Annotated in this window: 15 protein-coding genes and 4 tRNA genes; 18 read left to right on the top strand and 1 reads right to left on the bottom strand. The window is 46.5% G+C overall.

All coding sequences use genetic code 11. The features are described 5' to 3' along the window. Positions 1-125 precede the first annotated feature (125 nt). On the top strand, positions 126-1,778 hold the full coding sequence (locus JHD44_RS17460; protein ID WP_199464017.1) for a glucan biosynthesis protein: 1,653 nt from the start codon (positions 126-128) through the stop codon (positions 1,776-1,778). 22 nt (positions 1,779-1,800) lie between these two features. On the opposite strand, the gene JHD44_RS17455 is transcribed toward JHD44_RS17460, so the two are convergent. After that, the gene (locus JHD44_RS17455) at positions 1,801-2,241 is read right to left on the bottom strand and encodes a GNAT family N-acetyltransferase (protein WP_199464016.1); all 441 of its coding nucleotides are present in this window, start codon (positions 2,239-2,241) and stop codon (positions 1,801-1,803) included. 80 nt (positions 2,242-2,321) lie between these two features. Here JHD44_RS17455 and JHD44_RS17450 point away from each other — a divergent pair, with 80 nt between their 5' ends. From JHD44_RS17450 to rpsL, 17 genes are all read left to right on the top strand, one after another. Next, complete coding sequence (locus tag JHD44_RS17450; RefSeq protein WP_199464015.1) at positions 2,322-3,509, top strand: alpha/beta hydrolase; 1,188 nt, start codon at positions 2,322-2,324, stop codon at positions 3,507-3,509. A gap of 17 nt (positions 3,510-3,526) precedes the next feature. After that, a complete protein-coding gene (locus JHD44_RS17445; protein ID WP_199464014.1) occupies positions 3,527-4,483 on the top strand; it encodes a biotin--[acetyl-CoA-carboxylase] ligase in 957 nt (318 codons plus the stop codon). Next, positions 4,467-5,201 carry a type III pantothenate kinase gene (locus tag JHD44_RS17440; protein WP_199464013.1) on the top strand — a complete coding sequence of 245 codons (735 nt, stop codon included), beginning with the start codon at positions 4,467-4,469 and terminating at the stop codon, positions 5,199-5,201. Before JHD44_RS17445 ends, JHD44_RS17440 begins: the two co-directional genes overlap by 17 nt. Before the next feature lies 1 nt (position 5,202). After that, complete coding sequence (locus tag JHD44_RS17435; protein ID WP_199464012.1) at positions 5,203-5,937, top strand: SPOR domain-containing protein; 735 nt, start codon at positions 5,203-5,205, stop codon at positions 5,935-5,937. Positions 5,938-6,011: 74 nt separating this feature from the next. Beyond that, a tRNA-Tyr gene (locus JHD44_RS17430) sits at positions 6,012-6,095 on the top strand. 3 nt (positions 6,096-6,098) lie between these two features. Next, positions 6,099-6,173: transfer RNA gene (locus tag JHD44_RS17425), tRNA-Gly, on the top strand. Between the two features lie 4 nt (positions 6,174-6,177). Then, positions 6,178-6,253: transfer RNA gene (locus JHD44_RS17420), tRNA-Thr, on the top strand. Positions 6,254-6,372: 119 nt separating this feature from the next. Continuing rightward, positions 6,373-6,448 (top strand) — tRNA-Trp (locus JHD44_RS17415). 40 nt (positions 6,449-6,488) lie between these two features. Next, a complete protein-coding gene (secE, locus tag JHD44_RS17410; protein ID WP_199464011.1) occupies positions 6,489-6,857 on the top strand; it encodes a preprotein translocase subunit SecE in 369 nt (122 codons plus the stop codon). A gap of 9 nt (positions 6,858-6,866) precedes the next feature. Beyond that, positions 6,867-7,400 carry a transcription termination/antitermination protein NusG gene (nusG, locus tag JHD44_RS17405; RefSeq protein ID WP_199464010.1) on the top strand — a complete coding sequence of 178 codons (534 nt, stop codon included), beginning with the start codon at positions 6,867-6,869 and terminating at the stop codon, positions 7,398-7,400. A 48-nt stretch (positions 7,401-7,448) separates the two neighbouring features. Next, positions 7,449-7,883, top strand: coding sequence for a 50S ribosomal protein L11 (gene rplK / locus JHD44_RS17400; protein WP_133565172.1), 435 nt, complete (start codon positions 7,449-7,451; stop codon positions 7,881-7,883). After that, positions 7,883-8,578 (top strand): 50S ribosomal protein L1, encoded by a 696-nt coding sequence (rplA, locus tag JHD44_RS17395; protein ID WP_199464009.1) that lies wholly within the window; start codon positions 7,883-7,885, stop codon positions 8,576-8,578. The genes rplK and rplA overlap by 1 nt, the downstream gene beginning before the upstream one ends. A gap of 213 nt (positions 8,579-8,791) precedes the next feature. Continuing rightward, the gene (rplJ, locus tag JHD44_RS17390) at positions 8,792-9,292 is read left to right on the top strand and encodes a 50S ribosomal protein L10 (protein ID WP_133565175.1); all 501 of its coding nucleotides are present in this window, start codon (positions 8,792-8,794) and stop codon (positions 9,290-9,292) included. Between the two features lie 79 nt (positions 9,293-9,371). After that, positions 9,372-9,746, top strand: coding sequence for a 50S ribosomal protein L7/L12 (gene rplL, locus JHD44_RS17385; protein WP_133565177.1), 375 nt, complete (start codon positions 9,372-9,374; stop codon positions 9,744-9,746). Between the two features lie 184 nt (positions 9,747-9,930). Continuing rightward, positions 9,931-14,031: a DNA-directed RNA polymerase subunit beta gene (gene rpoB / locus JHD44_RS17380; protein ID WP_199464008.1), complete on the top strand. Its 4,101-nt coding sequence runs from the start codon at positions 9,931-9,933 to the stop codon at positions 14,029-14,031. A 67-nt stretch (positions 14,032-14,098) separates the two neighbouring features. Beyond that, positions 14,099-18,301 (top strand): DNA-directed RNA polymerase subunit beta', encoded by a 4,203-nt coding sequence (rpoC, locus tag JHD44_RS17375; protein ID WP_199464007.1) that lies wholly within the window; start codon positions 14,099-14,101, stop codon positions 18,299-18,301. A gap of 132 nt (positions 18,302-18,433) precedes the next feature. Then, positions 18,434-18,805, top strand: coding sequence for a 30S ribosomal protein S12 (gene rpsL / locus JHD44_RS17370; RefSeq protein WP_013659444.1), 372 nt, complete (start codon positions 18,434-18,436; stop codon positions 18,803-18,805). Positions 18,806-18,849: the final 44 nt, after the last annotated feature.

The following is an 18,849-nucleotide window of genomic DNA, read 5'->3' as shown; positions in this document are numbered from 1 at the left end:
CCTCGCCTTTTATTGTGTATATGAGTACGCAGTTCTTTGAAATTCTTTACCGCTTGTCAAGTATTCGTCTGCGTCGAAGCTAGGTAGCATTCCAGCTAATATTAGAAAACTACAGGATATAAACGATGCGTAGAAGCTTGTCTTTCCAAACATTGGAACATCAAGGCTTGCAAGCGTTGCTAAAGAGTAGCATACGTCAGGTAAGCAGATTAGCACTAATGGTAAGTGCTTTGGTCAGCGTCACTGCATGTGCAGTCACACAGCCTACTGTGAACCCTGAGAAGGGAGAAGCGTTCAGCTATGCATGGCTGAAGGGGCACGCAAGAAGTCTCTCAGAAAAGCCTTTTGTGAGTCATGAAGGTGACGTGCCAAGTGTTCTTTCCGATCTAGATTGGGATGAGTATCAACAGCTTCACTTCAAACGCGATCAGAGCCTGTGGCAGAAAGACGATACCGCTTATCGTGCCACTTTCTTTCATCTAGGGCAGGGCTTCATTACGCCTGTGCATATCAATGTCGTCGAGGATGGCAAGTCAACGCCTGTAGATTATTCATCAAAAATGTTCGACTACGGCGATTCTCATGTAAATGGTAAATCGCTACCAGAGGATCTTGGTTTTGCTGGTTTTCGTATGCAATATGGTACGGACTGGGAGCGGGACATTGTTGCCTTTCTAGGTGCAAGTTACTTTCGTGCCGTAGGCGCTGAAATGCAGTATGGGTTGTCTGCTCGAGGCCTTGCTATTGATACGGCGACGAATAAGCCAGAAGAATTTCCTGTGTTTACAAATTTCTGGTTTGAAAAACCAAAACCGAACTCTGATGAAGTGACGATTTATGCTTTGTTGGACTCGGACAGTGTGACGGGGGCTTACCGCTTTGATATCAAGGCTGGTGAGCCGCTGAAAATGCGTGTTGATGTGGCTTTATACCCACGTAAAGAAATCGAGCGCCTAGGTGTTGCTCCGCTTACCAGTATGTACATGATTGGTGAGAATGACCGTCGTACCAACTACGACTGGCGTCCAGAGATCCATGACTCAGATGGCTTAGAAATGCTTACTGGCAATGGTGAGTGGATTTGGCGACCATTGGGTAATCCAGAGCAACTGCGTTTCAATGCTTATATGGATAATAATCCTAAAGGCTTTGGTCTAATGCAGCGTGATCGTAACTTTGATCATTATTTAGATGATGGTGTGTTTTATGAAAAGCGTCCACATCTTTGGATTGAGCCAATTGGTGATTGGGGTAAAGGCTCAGTGCAGTTAGTTGAGATTCCAACGCTAGATGAAACATTTGATAACATTGTGGCTTACTGGAATCCGGCGCAGGACATTATTCCTGGGCAAGAGCTGTTGTACAGCTACAATATGTACTGGGGCAGTGAGGCCCCTGTGAAATCCGGTAAGGCAACGGTTCAGAGCACTTACACTGGTATTGGTGGTGTGGTTGGTAAAAAGCGAGATTACTACAGTAAACGCTTCGCGATTGACTTCGAAGGCGATATTTTTCAAATGTTAGGTCAAAAGGCGGAAGTGAAGCCTGTGATTGAAACGTCTCGTGGTCGAGTAGAAATTACATCGGCGCGCCCACAACACCATATTGGTGGTTACCGAGCAATGTTTGACTTAGTGCCTGATGACTCTGTTAAGCCAATTAACATCAAGGTTCATCTAGAGACTAATGGTCAGCCAATCTCCGAAACGTGGGTTTATCAATGGAACCCTCCGGCTCCAGATAAGCGTGAGCTGCATAATGCAGGCCACTTAAAATAAAATCCACTTATAAGAAAACGCCCTACATGGGCGTTTTTTTATGGTACTTCATGGCGATCAAGCTAGGCTGCTTGATGCGATAGCGTTGCAAGCGACTACGGAGCTCGCTTGGTAAGCGTGCTTCATCGGTAGCCTCAATAAAGCCGTGGCGTCTATAGAAGGGGATAAGTTCAGGTGTATTGAAGCAATAACTAGGCTGCTGAGCGAGTTGCTTGCTAATTGAGCGAAGCAGCTGTCCAGCGATGCCTTGGTTTCGGTATTGAGGGTGAGTAACAAGCCCAGTTAAAAATAAGCATTGGTCGAGAGGTTTTAAACGCACGGCACAAAGAATATTTGCGCCTTCCTTTATTACCCATAAGGGTTCTGCTTTGTTAGGTTTTCCACTGGGATAGAAAGCTTGATAAAACTTTTTTACGAGAGGGAACCACAAAGGCTCGACTGCTACAGCGAGTTGTAGGCTCATTGAATTAATGCTCAAGTGTTAGTGATTCGTGTGGATTCCGTTATGATATGGCTTTTCGTAACACCTTAATGGGAGTGCTCATGCCTCTATTACGTTTAGCTTGGATCATAGTCATCGGAAGCTTATCAACTGCTGTGTTCGCAAATGCATGGATACAGTCTCCTGAAGAGCCGTTCGAGAGTTATCGTGAGCGACTTAAAGAGCACTTACTAGTCAATAAAGTATGGGTAGATGTTAAGGCAAAAAATCAAGAGTTGGAAGCAGTGTTGCCTTTCGAGTATCGACCTGAGCCAACTTGCGAGGAAGGTCCTTCTGTTGGCGTGTTAATGTTTCATGGTTTATCCGACTCGCCATTTTCTCTTAAAGACCCAGCTCGATCACTTGCTGACAATTGTGTGCATGTTCGAGTTATGATGCTTCCAGGGCATGGTACTAAAGCCGAAGATCTAATTAATACTACTCGTCAAGATTGGCGCAATGCCGTTGCTAATGCCGTATCAAACTTTGCTCTAGAAGTTGACTCGATTTACCTCTCAGGGTTTTCAACGGGTGGAGCGCTGGTGGCCGAGTATGCGTGGCATAAGCCTGATCAAGTGCAAGGTGTGGTGTTGTTCTCACCTTTATTTAAGATCAACAGTTCGATCGACTGGTTAGCTCCTTGGCTTGCACCGGTTATTGATTGGTTAGATCATCACGAATCGGATGATTATAGTAAATACGCTTCTATTCCAGTTCCTGCGATATCGGAAGCCTATAAATTGGCCAAAGAGGTGAGAGCTACAGTATTGTCTGATCCGGGTAAGCTCCCCGTATTTATTGCATTATCTGAAGAAGATGCCACGGTTGACGCTAGCGTCACTCAAAATGTTTTTGATAAGGCCTTTTTACCTAATAGGAGCAGTGAGATGGTCTTGTATAGCGCAACCCGTCCTACTAATGAAGACTCACCGGTTTATGTAATTAATACTGATATACCTGAGCAACGCATCTTTGGCCTATCACATATGGCGGTTCATGGAGCCCCAAGTAATCCATATTATGGACAAAATGGCTCATACAGAATCTGCTCTTGGTATCAAAGTGATCGGGACCGATATAGAGAATGCCAAGAAGCGGAAGACAACTGGTATGGGGAGCGTTCGGATGTACTGTCTAGTAAAAGCGAGATTGCGGCCCGGCTATCATGGAATCCATTTTTTCAAGATCTCATGGAGCGAGTAGTTGGCTTTATTCGTCATAATCAGAAAGTGGAAATGGCATCTAACTAGGATGAAAAGGGATTAGCATGAGAGAAGTGTTAAAACTATTAAGTGATAGTAAGTTTCATTCTGGTGAGGCGCTTGGAGAGGCTTTAGGAATAACGCGAGCTGCTGTATGGAAGCGACTTAAGAAGATTGAAATGGCTGGGATCAAAGTGCATTCAGTGAAAGGGCGGGGATATCGAATTCCAGAACCGCTTATATTACTGGAAGAGACTCGTCTGAGAGAGGCTGGACTACCTGAAAGTGTAGCGGTTGATATTCCTTTTGATACGCCATCTACCAATGATGTCCTAAAGAAAAAAATTTCTTTAGGAGCTAAGTTACCCGCTTTAGTGGTTACGGAGCATCAGACCAAGGGGAAGGGGCGTCGTGGCCGTGCATGGGAAAGTGGTGTTGCTAAGAATATTACCATGTCGTTCGCATGGCAGTTTGAGCAAGGGGTTAGTGTCGTTGAGGGGCTAAGTCTCGCGGTGGGCGTAGTGATTGCGCAAGCTCTGCGCGATATGGGTGTTACTAACACTGGCCTGAAGTGGCCAAACGATATTCACATCGATGGCAAAAAGATTTGCGGAATTTTACTGGAACTAATGGCAGATCAAGACGTTTGTAGAGTGATTATTGGCATTGGTCTTAATGTCGAATCGACACCAGAGCAGCAAGCAAAGGTGGATCAGCCGTGGACCGATCTAACGTCATGCCTTTCTTGTACGCCGGATAGAAATGAAATCATTGCGAACATTACCAAAGGTTTGGTGGAGGTCTGCGAGGCGTTTGCTTTGGGTGAAGGGGTGAAGCAATATCACCCACAGTGGCAGGCCTTTGATGTGCTGTTTGATCAGCCCATCAATGTGTTTTCAGGCGCTTCGCAAAGAAAGGGAATTGCCAGAGGGATTGATCAAAGTGGGGCGCTTCTCTTTGAAACAGAGCAAGGCGATATTGAGTTATTGCATGGAGGCGAAATCAGTGTTCGAAAACAGTAAGGTGCTTATTCTGGATGCTGGTAATACACAGGTGAAGTGTACGTTGTTTGAAGGGGATTCTATTGTTGGTCGGTGGATTCTTGAAAGTACGGTTTTGACACTCAAGGAGGCCGTTGACTTTATTGCTGTTGTGAGTGTTCGAGACGACACTTTTACACACAATTTAGAGCTGCAATGTCGACAAAAATGGCCAACGGCGAAGTTGGCCCGATTAAGATCAGAGAGTGTCACCTGTGGTGTAAAAAACTCTTATAAAGAAGCTCATCGATTAGGTGTTGACCGATGGCTAGCGGTAATTGCTGCTTATCATGAGTATTCAGCCCCGTTAATTGTATTGGATGCGGGTACGGCAATAAAAGCCGATTTCATTGATGAAAAAGGGGTTCATTTAGGAGGGTATATCGCACCAGGACTCGATCTAATGACATCAAGTTTGCTATCTAAAACTGCAAAAATACGTTATCGGCCTGAGGAAGTAACGTGCTTAGATGACATTCCATCTTGTACGGCAGATGCGGTGACGCAAGGGGTGCAAGAAATGGCCCTGGGATTTATTCAGCGGCTTTTTGAACAGCATGTTGGTTATAAATGGTTAGTAACTGGAGGTGCTGGTCAGACGCTAATTAAAGCCCTAAGCATTCCACATGTACAAGATGACCATTTGGTTGCGAAGGGTGCCCGTTTAGCTCTGCAGGAACGCATACAAAAAGAGGTCTAGTATGAAGTGGTTGTTTTTTATGTTGGTGCTCTCAAATGCTGGATTTGTTGCTTGGCAGGGGTTTGTCGGTACGGATAATACTTTGAAGCAAGCGCCTGTTTACGGCCCTCCGGTCAGTGAACGTATTTATCTTGTAGGTGAGGGGCGCCCACAGGAGCCCAGTGTAGATGCTATTGAAACGCAAGCCCCCCTACTACGCAGTTCCCTTCCAGAAACGGAGGCTGATAAGGTTCTGGCATCATTAGAGCAAGAGATAGACAAGGTATCGACCAATGAAAACCTTCTCTGTCCAGTGATTGTGTTGGAGCGTAATGCCGATAAGGTCGAGGTGGTATCTGTTTTACGTCAAAATGACCTAGAGTTTACTGAGCGTAAAACAACAGGAAAGCGAGAAAAATATTGGCTTTACATTGCGGCGCCAGCGACGACAGAAAAAGCACAGGAAATAGTAAGCTCTTTAAAGCTTAAGCGTATTGATAGTTACATTATCTCTAGAGGGGATATGAAGAACCGTATCTCACTTGGTTTGTTTTCATCTAAAGATCGAGCTGAACAGGCTCAAGCGAGTATCGCAAAGCAATCAGGAATGGCTGTGAATATATATGCGCATCAACGAGAAGTTGGGCTTTCAGAACTACTGCTATCAGCACCCATTACGACGAAGCATTGGGAAGATGTGATGAATGAGCTGGATTTTTCCAAGCTGTTAATAAAAATAGAAAAAAATCCTTGCTAGTGCTTGCAATTGATAAAACGATTCATATAATGGCATCCACCTTTTGGGGCGTTGTGAGCAATGCTTTGATTCGTGGAGGGGTTCCCGAGTGGCCAAAGGGAGCAGATTGTAAATCTGCCACGAAAGTTTCGGTGGTTCGAATCCACCTCCCTCCACCATTTGCGGGCATGGTATAGTGGCTATTACCTCAGCCTTCCAAGCTGAAGAGGCGGGTTCGATTCCCGCTGCCCGCTCCAATTTGCTCATGTAGCTCAGTTGGTAGAGCACACCCTTGGTAAGGGTGAGGTCGGCAGTTCAAGTCTGCTCATGAGCTCCAGCATTTCTCAATGCTAAAACAGGCGATTATAAACCGCCTTTTTTATTGTCTGATTTTTGGGCAAATACCACTTGCTAAATTTTAAACAAGTCGGTATCATCCTCCGCCCATACGAATGTAGGCCAGTAGTTCAGCTGGTAGAGCGTCGGTCTCCAAAACCGAATGTCGGGGGTTCGAATCCCTCCTGGCCTGCCATATTTCGTATCCAATTTCTTAGCTAGGGATCACCTGAAGTATGAGTTCGAGTGCTGAAACTCAAGAGTCTCGCGGAGACGTATTAAAGTGGGCGGTTGTTATTCTTCTTGTCGCCGTAGCGGTGATAGGGAACAACTATTTTTCTGCTGAGTCATTGCTGTATCGCTTGATTGCTGTATTGGTTCTTGCTGGTGTTGCTGGTTTTGTTGCGCTCAATACAGCCAAAGGCCGCTCCTTCGCAAAATTGGCGAGGGAGGCGAAGACCGAAATTCGTCGAGTTGTGTGGCCAACAAGACAGGAAACGGTTCAAACAACGTTGATCGTTTTGGCTGTTGTTATTTTTATGTCTCTCGTACTGTGGGGAGTTGATTCGCTCCTTGGCTGGATCGTTTCCGCAGTAATAGGTTAGGAGTTGCTCGTGGCGAAACGATGGTATGTGGTACAAGCGTACTCAGGTTATGAAAAGCACGTAATGCGCTCGCTGAAAGAGCGTGTTGGCATTATGGGCATGGAAGATTTATTTGGCGATATCTTAGTCCCTACAGAAGAGGTGGTTGAGATTCGTGATGGCAAAAAGCGTAAGAGTGAACGTAAGTTTTATCCGGGCTATGTATTAGTTCAGATGGAAATGAATGATGACTCTTGGCATTTGGTCAAAGGTACAACGCGTGTGCTTGGTTTTATAGGCGGCACAGCGGACAAACCATCTCCGATCACAGATCGTGAAGCAGATGCAATTCTGCAGCGCGTAAATGACGGTGTGGATAAACCTCGTCCTAAGACGTTGTTTGAAGTGGGTGAAGTGGTTCGTGTTAATGAGGGGCCATTTGCTGACTTTAACGGTGTAGTGGAAGAGGTTGATTACGATAAAAGCCGAATCAAAGTGGCAGTGCTTATCTTTGGGCGCTCTACGCCAGTTGATTTGGAATTTAGTCAGGTTGAGAAAACCTGATTGTATTAAACGGGTAGCCTTCGGGCGGTGACCCATCTGGAGTAAAAAATGGCTAAAAAAGTCCAAGCTTACATCAAGCTACAAGTTAAAGCGGGTCAAGCGAACCCAAGTCCACCAGTTGGTCCAGCTCTTGGTCAACACGGTGTGAACATCATGGAATTCTGTAAAGCGTTCAACGCCAAAACTCAAGGTGTAGAGCCAGGTCTTCCAACACCAGTTATCATCACTGTATACAGTGATCGTAGCTTTACATTCGAAACGAAATCTACTCCTGCTGCAGTACTTCTTAAGAAAGCTGCTGGCATTAAGAGTGGTTCACCACGTCCAAACACTCAGAAGGTTGGTACAGTAACTCGTGCGCAACTAGAAGAGATCGTTAACGCTAAGCAGGCTGATTTGACTGCGGCGGATATGGATGCTGCAGTGCGTACTATCGCTGGTAGTGCACGTGCAATGGGTCTAGAAGTTGAGGGTGTGAACTAATGGCTAAGCTAACTAAACGCGCTCGCTTGATCGCTGAGAAAGTTGAAGCAACGAAACTGTACTCTGTAGAGGAAGCGGTAGCTCTTCTATCTGAACTTTCTACTGTTAAGTTCAAAGAGTCTGTAGACGTATCTGTTAACCTAGGCGTTGACCCACGTAAATCTGATCAGGTTGTTCGTGGCTCTACTGTTCTACCTAACGGTACAGGTAAAGACGTTCGCGTTGCTGTATTCGCACAAGGTGCAAACGCTGAAGCAGCTAAAGAAGCTGGTGCAGACGTTGTAGGTTTTGAAGACCTTGCTGAGCAAGTTAAAGCTGGTAACCTAGACTTCGACGTAGTAATCGCTTCTCCTGATGCGATGCGTATCGTTGGCCAACTAGGTCAGGTGCTTGGTCCACGTGGTCTTATGCCAAACCCTAAAGTTGGTACTGTAACTCCAGACGTTGCGACTGCTGTTAAGAACGCAAAATCTGGTCAAGCACGTTACCGTACTGACAAAAATGGTATCATCCACGCTGGCGTTGGTTCTATCGACTTCGCAGCTGATGCTATCAAAGGCAACCTAGAGGCGCTTCTAGCTGACTTACGTCGTGCTAAGCCTGCTTCTGCTAAAGGTGTCTACATGAAGAAAGTGACTTTGTCCTCTACAATGGGACCTGGTCTACAAATTGATTTAGGTGCTCTAAGCTTCTAAGTCAGAGCTTTGGGGTCTGTACAGCTTGCTGTATAGGCCGTCAAAGACCGCAGGAATCTTTCGATTTAATCAGAACGTTGCGAAACGTTTGTCCTGCGCAGATGGTGTGGCCCGATTCAGATTAAACTGGATCCAACTCACCAGTAAGTACTCCGAATATTCGGAGAGTTGGTAAATTTAGGGATTTATCCCTGCTAATCCAGGAGAAAACCAGTGGCATTAGGTCTAGAAGACAAAAAAGCCATTGTCGCCGAAGTTAGCGAAGCTGCCCAAGGCGCTTTGTCTGCTGTAGTAGCTGACTCTCGCGGTGTTACCGTGACTGATATGACAGCTCTTCGCAAACAAGCACGTGAAGCTGGCGTTTACGTACGTGTTGTACGTAACACTCTAGCTCGCCGCGCTGTTGAAGGCACAGACTTCGAATGCTTAAAAGATAGCTTCGTTGGTCCAACTCTTATCGCATTCTCTAACGAGCACCCAGGTGCGGCTGCTCGTTTGTTGAAAACTTTCGCGAAAGAGAACGACAAATTTGAAGTTAAAGCATTGGCGTTCAACGGTGAGTTGATCCCAGCTGGCGACATTGATCGTTTGGCAACATTGCCAACATACGACGAAGCAATCGCGAAACTAATGAGCGTTATCCAAGGAGCGACAAGCAAACTTGCTCGTACATTGGCGGCGATTCGCGATCAGAAAGAACAAGAAGCAGCGTAACTTTAAAACGCACTTACTTGAATTCAATTGGTTTTTGTTGCCGCTTATGGCAACTACAAAATGTTAGGAAATCTGAGTCATGGCTCTAACTAAAGAAGATATCATCAATGCAGTAGCAGAAATGTCTGTAATGGACGTTGTTGAACTGATCGAAGCAATGGAAGAAAAATTCGGCGTAACTGCAGCTGCTGCTGTTGCTGCTGGTCCAGCTGCTGGCGATGCTGGTGCAGCTGCTGCTGAACAAACTGAATTTGACGTTGTTCTTACTGCTGCAGGCGATAAGAAAGTTAACGTTATCAAAGCGGTACGTGGCGCAACTGGTCTAGGCCTTAAAGAAGCGAAAGCAATGGTTGACGGCGCTCCTGCTACAGTTAAAGAAGGCGCTTCTAAAGAAGAAGCTGAAGAGCTTAAGAAAGCTCTTGAAGAAGCAGGTGCTTCTGTCGAAATCAAGTAATGATACTTGTTTCTCAAAAGTTCGGCATTTAGTCGAAATGGCTGGTGGTGTTTTGCCACCGGCCTTTTTGGGTTTCTAAAACCCTATTAAAAAATTATTCTTTTTTTGAGAGAATACTCTCTCAATTTCGGTAGGCCTGATTAAGAGGCCTTTTGCGTCAATGTGCACAAGCTGGGGAATGCTGATGGCTTACTCATACACTGAGAAAAAACGTATCCGTAAGGATTTCGGTAAACTGCCGCCCGTTTTGGATGTGCCATACTTGCTGGCAATTCAGCTTGAATCCTACCGTAACTTCTTGCAGGAAGGTAAAACTCCTGCAGAGCGTGGGGAACTGGGTCTGCATGGGGCCTTTAAATCTGTCTTTCCAATGGTCAGCTTTTCCGGCAATGCGGCGCTAGAATACGTCGATTACCGATTGGGCAAGCCAGTATTTGATGTAAAAGAGTGTCAGCTGCGTGGTGTTACGTATGCCGCTCCTTTACGTGTTCGTGTGCGTCTTATCATTTACGATAAAGAATCTGCGAACAAGGCAATCAAAGACATTCGCGAGCAAGAAGTCTACATGGGTGAAATCCCATTAATGACAGAAAATGGTACGTTCGTAATCAACGGTACTGAGCGTGTTATCGTATCTCAGTTACACCGTTCACCTGGTGTGTTCTTCGACCACGATCGTGGTAAGACTCACTCATCAGGTAAACTACTACACTCTGCTCGTGTGATTCCTTACCGTGGTTCATGGTTGGACTTCGAGTTTGATCCAAAAGACTGCGTGTTCGTTCGTATCGACCGTCGTCGTAAGCTGCCTGTATCAATTTTGTTACGCGCGCTTGGTTTTGATACTGAACAAATTCTAGATACCTTCTTCGATACTACTCGTTTCTTCTTGAGCCGTGATGGCGTTGAAATGGAACTGATCGCAAACCGCCTACGTGGTGAGACAGCTCTGTTTGACATCACCGATCAGGATGGCAATGTTATCGTTGAAGAAACTCGCCGTATTACTGCGAAACATATCCGTCAGATGGAAAAAGTAGGTCTAGAGCGTCTCTCTGTTCCTCTTGAGTACCTATTGGGTAAAGTAACGGCTAAAAACCTTGTGCATCCAAGCACAGGTGAGTTGATCGCTGAAGCGAACACTGAAATGTCTGTTGATCTTCTAGAGGCACTTGTTGCCGCTGGTATCAAAGAGATTGATGTTCTTTACACGAACGATCTAGATCACGGTCCGTTTATCTCTGATACGTTACGTATCGACCCTACAAACAACCAGTTAGAAGCATTGGTAGAAATCTACCGTATGATGCGTCCTGGTGAACCACCAACTAAAGAGTCTGCTGAGGCATTGTTCCAAGGCCTGTTCTTCTCAGAAGATCGTTATGATCTATCTGGTGTTGGTCGTATGAAATTTAACCGTCGTTTGGGACGTGATGAAGACGAAGGTCTAGGCATTCTAGACAACGATGACATCATTGATGTTCTGAAGACATTGCTAGATATCCGTAACGGTAACGGTATGGTCGATGATATCGACCACCTCGGTAACCGTCGTATTCGTTCTGTCGGCGAAATGGCCGAGAACCAATTCCGTGTTGGTTTAGTGCGTGTAGAGCGTGCCGTAAAAGAGCGTCTGTCTATGGCAGAAGCGGATGGCCTGATGCCACAAGATCTATTGAATGCTAAGCCAGTTGCGGCAGCGATCAAAGAGTTCTTCGGTTCTAGCCAATTGTCACAGTTCATGGACCAAAACAACCCGCTTTCTGAGGTCACTCACAAGCGTCGTGTTTCTGCGTTAGGCCCTGGTGGTCTGACTCGTGAGCGCGCAGGTTTCGAGGTTCGAGATGTTCACGCCACTCACTACGGTCGTGTATGTCCAATCGAGACGCCTGAAGGTCCAAACATCGGTTTGATCAACTCGCTATCGACTTACGCGCGTACTAACAGCTACGGCTTCCTAGAAACGCCTTACCGTAAAGTTATCGATGGCAAAATGACTGACGAAACGGTTTACGTTTCGGCAATCGATGAAGCGAAATACGTCATCGCACAAGCGTCTGTGAACGTTGATGAAGAAGGTCGTCTAGTAGACGAACTTGTTCAGGTTCGTCACATGCATGACACGACTTTACTACCGAAAGAAAAAGTAAACCTAATGGACGTGTCACCACGTCAGGTTGTATCGGTAGCTGCGTCGCTTATCCCGTTCCTAGAGCACGATGACGCCAACCGTGCCTTGATGGGATCGAACATGCAACGTCAGGCTGTACCGACTCTAATCGCTGAGAAACCAGTGGTTGGTACAGGTATGGAGAAGAATGTAGCAAAAGACTCTGGTGTCTGTATCGTTGCCCGTCGTGGTGGTGAAATCGAGTCTGTTGATGCAAGCCGTATCGTTGTACGTGTGAACTCTGAAGAGACGGAAGCGGGTGAAGCGGGTGTAGATATCTACAACCTGACGAAATACGTTCGTTCGAACCAGAACACATGTATCAACCAGCGCACTTTGGTACTGAAAGGTGACAAAGTAGCACGCGGTGACATCATGGCTGACGGTCCTTCTGTAGACATGGGTGACCTAGCGCTTGGTCAAAACATGCGTATCGCCTTCATGCCTTGGAACGGCTTCAACTTCGAGGACTCGATTCTAGTATCTGAGCGCGTAGTAGAAGAAGATCGTTTCACTTCGATTCACATTCAAGAGCTTACTTGTGTGGCTCGTGATACGAAGCTTGGGCCTGAAGAAATTACTTCAGATATCCCGAACGTAGGCGAAGGTGCGCTATCTAAACTTGATAACGCTGGTGTAGTTTACATCGGTGCAGAAGTTGAGCCAGGTGATATCCTAGTTGGTAAAGTAACGCCTAAAGGTGAGACTCAACTAACGCCTGAGGAAAAACTTCTACGCGCAATCTTTGGTGAGAAAGCGTCTGACGTTAAAGATACGTCTCTACGTGTGAAAACAGGTACGCGCGGTACAGTTATCGACGTACAAGTGTTCACCCGTGACGGCATCGAGAAAGACGAGCGTGCGAAGTCTATTGAGAAATCTCAACTAGACCAAGTTCGTAAAGACTTGAACGAAGAATTCCGCATTGTTGAAAAAGCAACGTTTGAGCGTCTAGCTGAAGCGTTGGTTGGTCAACAAGCAGAAGGCGGTCCTGGTCTTGCGCGCAACGCTGTTATCACTGAAGAGTACCTAGCGAACCTTGATCACCCAGAGTGGTTCAAGATTCGTGTGGCGAACGAAGAAGCGAGCGAACAGCTTGAAAAAGCACAAGCCGCTTTGATCGAGCGCCGCAAAGAGCTAGACGCGAAATTCGAAGATAAAAAACGCAAGCTACAAACTGGCGATGACTTGGCACCAGGCGTGTTGAAGATCGTTAAAGTTTACGTAGCTGTGAAACGTCGTATCCAGCCAGGTGATAAGATGGCGGGTCGTCACGGTAACAAGGGTGTAATCTCTAAGATCATGCCTGTTGAAGATATGCCGTACGACGAAAACGGCGATCCAGTCGATATCGTACTAAACCCACTGGGTGTACCGTCGCGTATGAACGTTGGTCAGGTACTAGAGACTCACTTGGGTGCAGCAGCGAAAGGCTTGGGTCGTAAGATCGACGAAATGCTTAAGGTTGAGCGTGAGAAAGCAGAAGCAGTTAAAGAGCTTCGTACTTTCCTAAATGAAATCTATAACGGTTACGAAGGCGATCTTCGTCCAGCTCGTACAGAAGACCTAGACAGCTTCTCTGATGAAGAGATTCTAGTGTTGGCATCTAACCTTAAGAAAGGTGTGCCAATGGCGTCTGGTGCCTTTGACGGTGCTAAAGAAGCTGAGATCAAGCGTATGCTTCGTCTAGCTGGCATCAACGAGAGTGGTCAGATCAAGCTATTCAACGGCCGTACTGGTGATGCATTCGAGCGTCCTGTAACTGTTGGTTACATGTACATGCTTAAGTTGAACCACTTGGTAGATGATAAGATGCACGCTCGTTCAACTGGCTCTTACAGCCTTGTAACTCAGCAGCCGCTGGGTGGTAAAGCGCAATTCGGTGGTCAGCGTTTCGGTGAGATGGAGGTATGGGCACTAGAAGCATACGGTGCAGCCTACACGCTACAAGAAATGTTGACTGTTAAGTCGGACGACGTGAACGGCCGTACTAAGATGTACAAAAACATCGTAGATGGCGATCACCGTATGGAGCCAGGCATGCCTGAATCCTTCAACGTATTGGTGAAAGAAATCCGTTCTCTTGGTATCGACATCGAGCTAGAAAACGAATAAGCACGAATCACATTTGACCTGCTGGGAGGGTTAGCCCCTCCCAGCCTTACGAGTGGGGCGAATATCCATGAAAGACTTATTAGGTCTTCTAAAAACACAGGGACAATCAGAAGAGTTTGATGCGATTCGCATTGGCTTAGCTTCTCCAGATATGATTCGTTCATGGTCTTATGGTGAAGTTAAAAAGCCAGAAACCATCAACTACCGTACGTTCAAGCCTGAGCGTGACGGTCTGTTCTGTGCCAAAATCTTTGGTCCTATAAAGGACTACGAATGTTTGTGTGGTAAATACAAGCGTTTAAAACACCGTGGTGTCATTTGTGAGAAGTGTGGCGTTGAAGTTGCGTTGTCGAAAGTGCGTCGTGAGCGCATGGGACACATCGAGCTAGCTTCACCAGTTGCTCACATTTGGTTCCTTAAGTCTCTACCATCTCGTATCGGTCTTATCATGGATATGACCCTACGTGATATTGAGCGTGTTCTTTACTTCGAATCATTCATTGTGATTGACCCAGGCATGACGACGCTTGAAAAAGGTCAGCTACTGAACGATGAGCAGTACTTCGAAGCACTAGAAGAGTTCGGTGACGAATTCGACGCTCGTATGGGTGCTGAGGCGATTCAGTGCTTGCTACGCGATATGGATCTTGCTGAAGAAATCAGCACCATGCGTGAAGAGCTAAATGCTACGAATTCTGAGACTCGTATTAAGAAGCTATCTAAGCGTCTTAAACTGATCGAAGCATTCCACCACTCTGGTAACAACCCAGAATGGATGGTGTTAGACGTTCTGCCAGTATTGCCACCTGATCTTCGCCCTCTAGTACCACTAGAAGGTGGTCGTTTTGCAACATCTGACTTGAACGATCTTTACCGTCGTGTCATCAACCGTAACAATCGTCTAAAACGTCTTCTAGAGCTTGCTGCTCCAGACATCATCGTACGCAACGAAAAACGTATGCTACAAGAGTCTGTTGATGCGCTTCTAGATAACGGTCGTCGCGGTCGTGCGATCACAGGCTCTAACAAGCGTCCTCTGAAATCTTTGGCTGATATGATCAAAGGTAAGCAAGGTCGTTTCCGTCAGAACCTTTTGGGTAAACGTGTAGACTACTCTGGTCGTTCTGTAATCACAGTAGGTCCTTCTCTACGTTTGCACCAGTGTGGTCTGCCGAAGAAAATGGCACTTGAACTATTCAAGCCATTCATCTTCTCTAAACTAGAACTTCGTGGCATGGCAACAACCATCAAAGCTGCGAAGAAAATGGTTGAGCGTGAAACACCAGAGGTTTGGGATATTCTTGATGAAGTTATCCGTGAACATCCAGTGATGCTTAACCGTGCACCGACGCTTCACCGTTTGGGTATCCAAGCGTTTGAGCCGATGCTAATCGAAGGTAAAGCAATTCAGTTGCACCCACTAGTGTGTGCGGCTTACAACGCCGACTTCGACGGTGACCAGATGGCGGTACACGTACCGTTGACAATCGAAGCTCAGCTTGAAGCTCGTGCATTGATGATGTCTACCAACAACATCCTGTCGCCAGCAAATGGTGAGCCGATCATCGTTCCTTCTCAGGACGTTGTATTGGGTCTGTACTACATGACGCGTGAGAAAATCAACGCGAAAGGTGAGGGCATGGCCTTCGCTGATATCAAAGAAGTACACCGTGCATATGGTGCTAAACAAGTTGAATTGCACGCGAAAATCAAAGTTCGTGTGAATCAGGTTGATACAACGCTTGAAGGTGAAAAAATCCCTTCAACGTTCATTGTTGATACAACTGTTGGTCGTGCATTGTTGTTTGATGTAGTGCCTGATGGCCTACCATTCTCGGTTATTAACCAGCCGATGAAGAAGAAAGCAATCTCAAACCTTATCAACGAGTGTTACCGTAAAGTAGGTCTGAAAGAGACGTGTATTTTCGCTGACCAGTTGATGTACACAGGTTTCCAATACGCGACAGCGTCTGGTTCCTCTGTAGGTGTTGACGATTTCGTAATTCCGCCAGAAAAGACAGAAATCATTTCTCGAGCAGAAGAAGAAGTTAAAGAAATCGAATACCAATTCGCCGACGGTCTTGTGACAGCTGGTGAGAAATACAACAAGGTTATCGACTTGTGGTCTCGTACCAACGAAACCGTTACTGAAGCCATGATGAAAAACTTGGCGAAAGAAACAGTTATCGACAAAGAAGGTAACGAAGTTGAGCAGCAATCATTTAACTCCGTTTACATGATGGCCGACTCCGGTGCCCGTGGTAGTGTGGCTCAGATGCGTCAGCTAGGTGGTATGCGTGGTCTGATGGCGAAACCGGACGGTTCCATCATCGAGACACCGATCACTGCGAACTTCCGTGAAGGTCTATCGGTACTTCAGTACTTTACTTCTACACACGGTGCTCGTAAGGGTCTTGCTGATACAGCCTTGAAGACAGCGAACTCTGGTTACCTAACACGTCGTCTAGTAGACGTAGCACAAGACTTGGTAATCACAGAAGTAGATTGTGGTGCTGAAAATGGCCTTCTAGTAAGTGCATTGATCGAGGGTGGTGACGTAGTTGTTCCTCTAGGTCAGCGTGTACTAGGTCGTGTAGTGGCTCAAGATGTGTTGGACACGAAAGGCAATGTTGTTGTTGAACGTGGTGTGCTAATTGACGAGCACAACGTACGTGCTATTGAAGCAGCGGGTGTGGACGAAATGATCGTTCGCTCTGTAATTAGCTGTGAAACTAAGCACGGTGTGTGTGCGAGCTGTTACGGCCGTGACCTAGCGCGTGGTCACTTGGTGAACATTGGTGAGGCTGTGGGTGTAGTTGCCGCTCAGTCAATCGGTGAGCCGGGTACGCAGCTGACAATGCGTACCTTCCACATCGGTGGTGCGGCATCTCGAGCGTCTGCTGTAGACAGTGTTCAGATCAAGAGCGCGGGTACTGTACGTTTCCACAAGATGAAGAGCATCGAGCGTGAAACTGGTCAGTTGGTTGTAGCATCGCGTTCTTCTGAATTGGCAATCGCAGACGAAGCAGGTCGTGAGAAAGAGCGTTACAAGCTTCCTTACGGTGCGGTGTTGAGTGTTCGCGAAGGCGATCAAGTTTCTGCTGGTCAAGTATTGGCTAACTGGGACCCACACACTCACCCAATCGTTTCTGAGATGCAGGGTAAACTTGAGTTCTCTGGTATGGATGAGGGCGTCACCATTCGCCGTCAGTCTGACGAGCTAACTGGCTTGACGACAATCGAAGTACTTGAGATGAAAGATCGTCCTTCATCGGGTAAAGACATTCGTCCTACGATCTCTGTTGTTGACGAAAACGGTGCGCCAGTAATGATTCCTGGTACTGAGATGCCGGTACAATACATGCTTCCTGAGAAGGCTCTATTGAGCTTGGATCACGGTGCTACCATCAAGTCTGGTGAAGTATTAGCACGTATCCCACAAGAGTCTCAAGGTAACAAGGATATCACCGGTGGTCTGCCACGCGTAGCTGACTTGTTCGAAGCGCGTCGTCCGAAAGATCCTGCTGTGATGGCGGAAGCGACGGGTGTAGTAAGTTTCGGTAAAGAGACCAAAGGTAAGATCCGATTGGTGATCACGCCACAAGATGGCGGTGACCCAATCGAAACTCTGATTCCTAAATGGCGTCAAATCAACATCTTCGACGGTGAAGAAGTTGCGAAGGGTGAGATCATTGCCGACGGTCCTCTAAACCCACATGACATCTTGCGTCTTCAGGGTGTAGCAGCGCTTGCTGATTACATCACTAACGAGATTCAAGAGGTTTACCGTCTACAGGGTGTAGGCATCAACGATAAGCACATCGAAGTAATTGTGCGTCAGATGCTGCGTAAAGTAGATATTACTGATTCAGGTGATACAAATCTGATTCAGGGTGACCAGGTTGAGTACACGCAAATGCAAGAAGCAAACGAGTCTGCGGAAGCAGAAGGTCGTTTCCCTTCTAAATACGAGCGTGTCCTTCTTGGTATTACTAAAGCTTCTTTGGCAACTGAGTCATTTATCTCGGCGGCTTCGTTCCAAGAGACGACTCGAGTGCTAACAGAGGGTGCGGTAACTGGTAAGAAAGATCACCTTCGTGGTCTGAAAGAAAACGTTGTAGTAGGTCGTCTGATCCCAGCGGGTACAGGTTTGGCATACCACAGCGGTCGCAAAGCTAAGAAAGAGCTTGCGCAAGCAACGGCTGAAGGTAGTGCAACAGTTAGTGCTTCTGATGTAGAAGAAGCATTAAGTGCGGCATTGAAAGACTAGAGGTCATTGTATTCGTAAGGGAGGTGAAATTTTGTTCGCCTCCCTATTGACTGTTTTATAGGCGCAAATTACACTTGCGCCTCCTTATTTTTGGCGATTTCCGCCAATAGAATTGGATGTGGAGCTTGTTAAATGGCAACCGTTAACCAGTTGGTTCGTAAACCACGTAAACGTAAAGTGGCAAAAAGTGACGTTCCTGCGTTACAAGCTTGTCCGCAACGCCGCGGCGTCTGCACACGTGTATACACTACTACGCCTAAGAAGCCTAACTCGGCTTTGCGTAAAGTATGTCGTGTTCGCTTGACGAACGGCTTCGAAGTTACTTCCTACATCGGTGGTGAAGGTCACAACCTGCAAGAACACAGCGTAGTGCTGATTCGTGGCGGTCGTGTAAAAGACCTTCCAGGTGTTCGTTACCACACAGTACGTGGTAGCTTGGATACTTCTGGCGTACAAAATCGTAAGCAAGGCCGTTCTAAGTACGGTACTAAACGTCCTAAGTAAGCAATTACGCTACTTTAATCGTTTAGACATAATTTTTTAATACA

The organism is Marinomonas ostreistagni (assembly GCF_016461785.1).
Lineage (GTDB): Bacteria > Pseudomonadota > Gammaproteobacteria > Pseudomonadales > Marinomonadaceae > Marinomonas > Marinomonas ostreistagni_A.
This window is presented reverse-complemented; position numbering and strand designations above follow the sequence as displayed.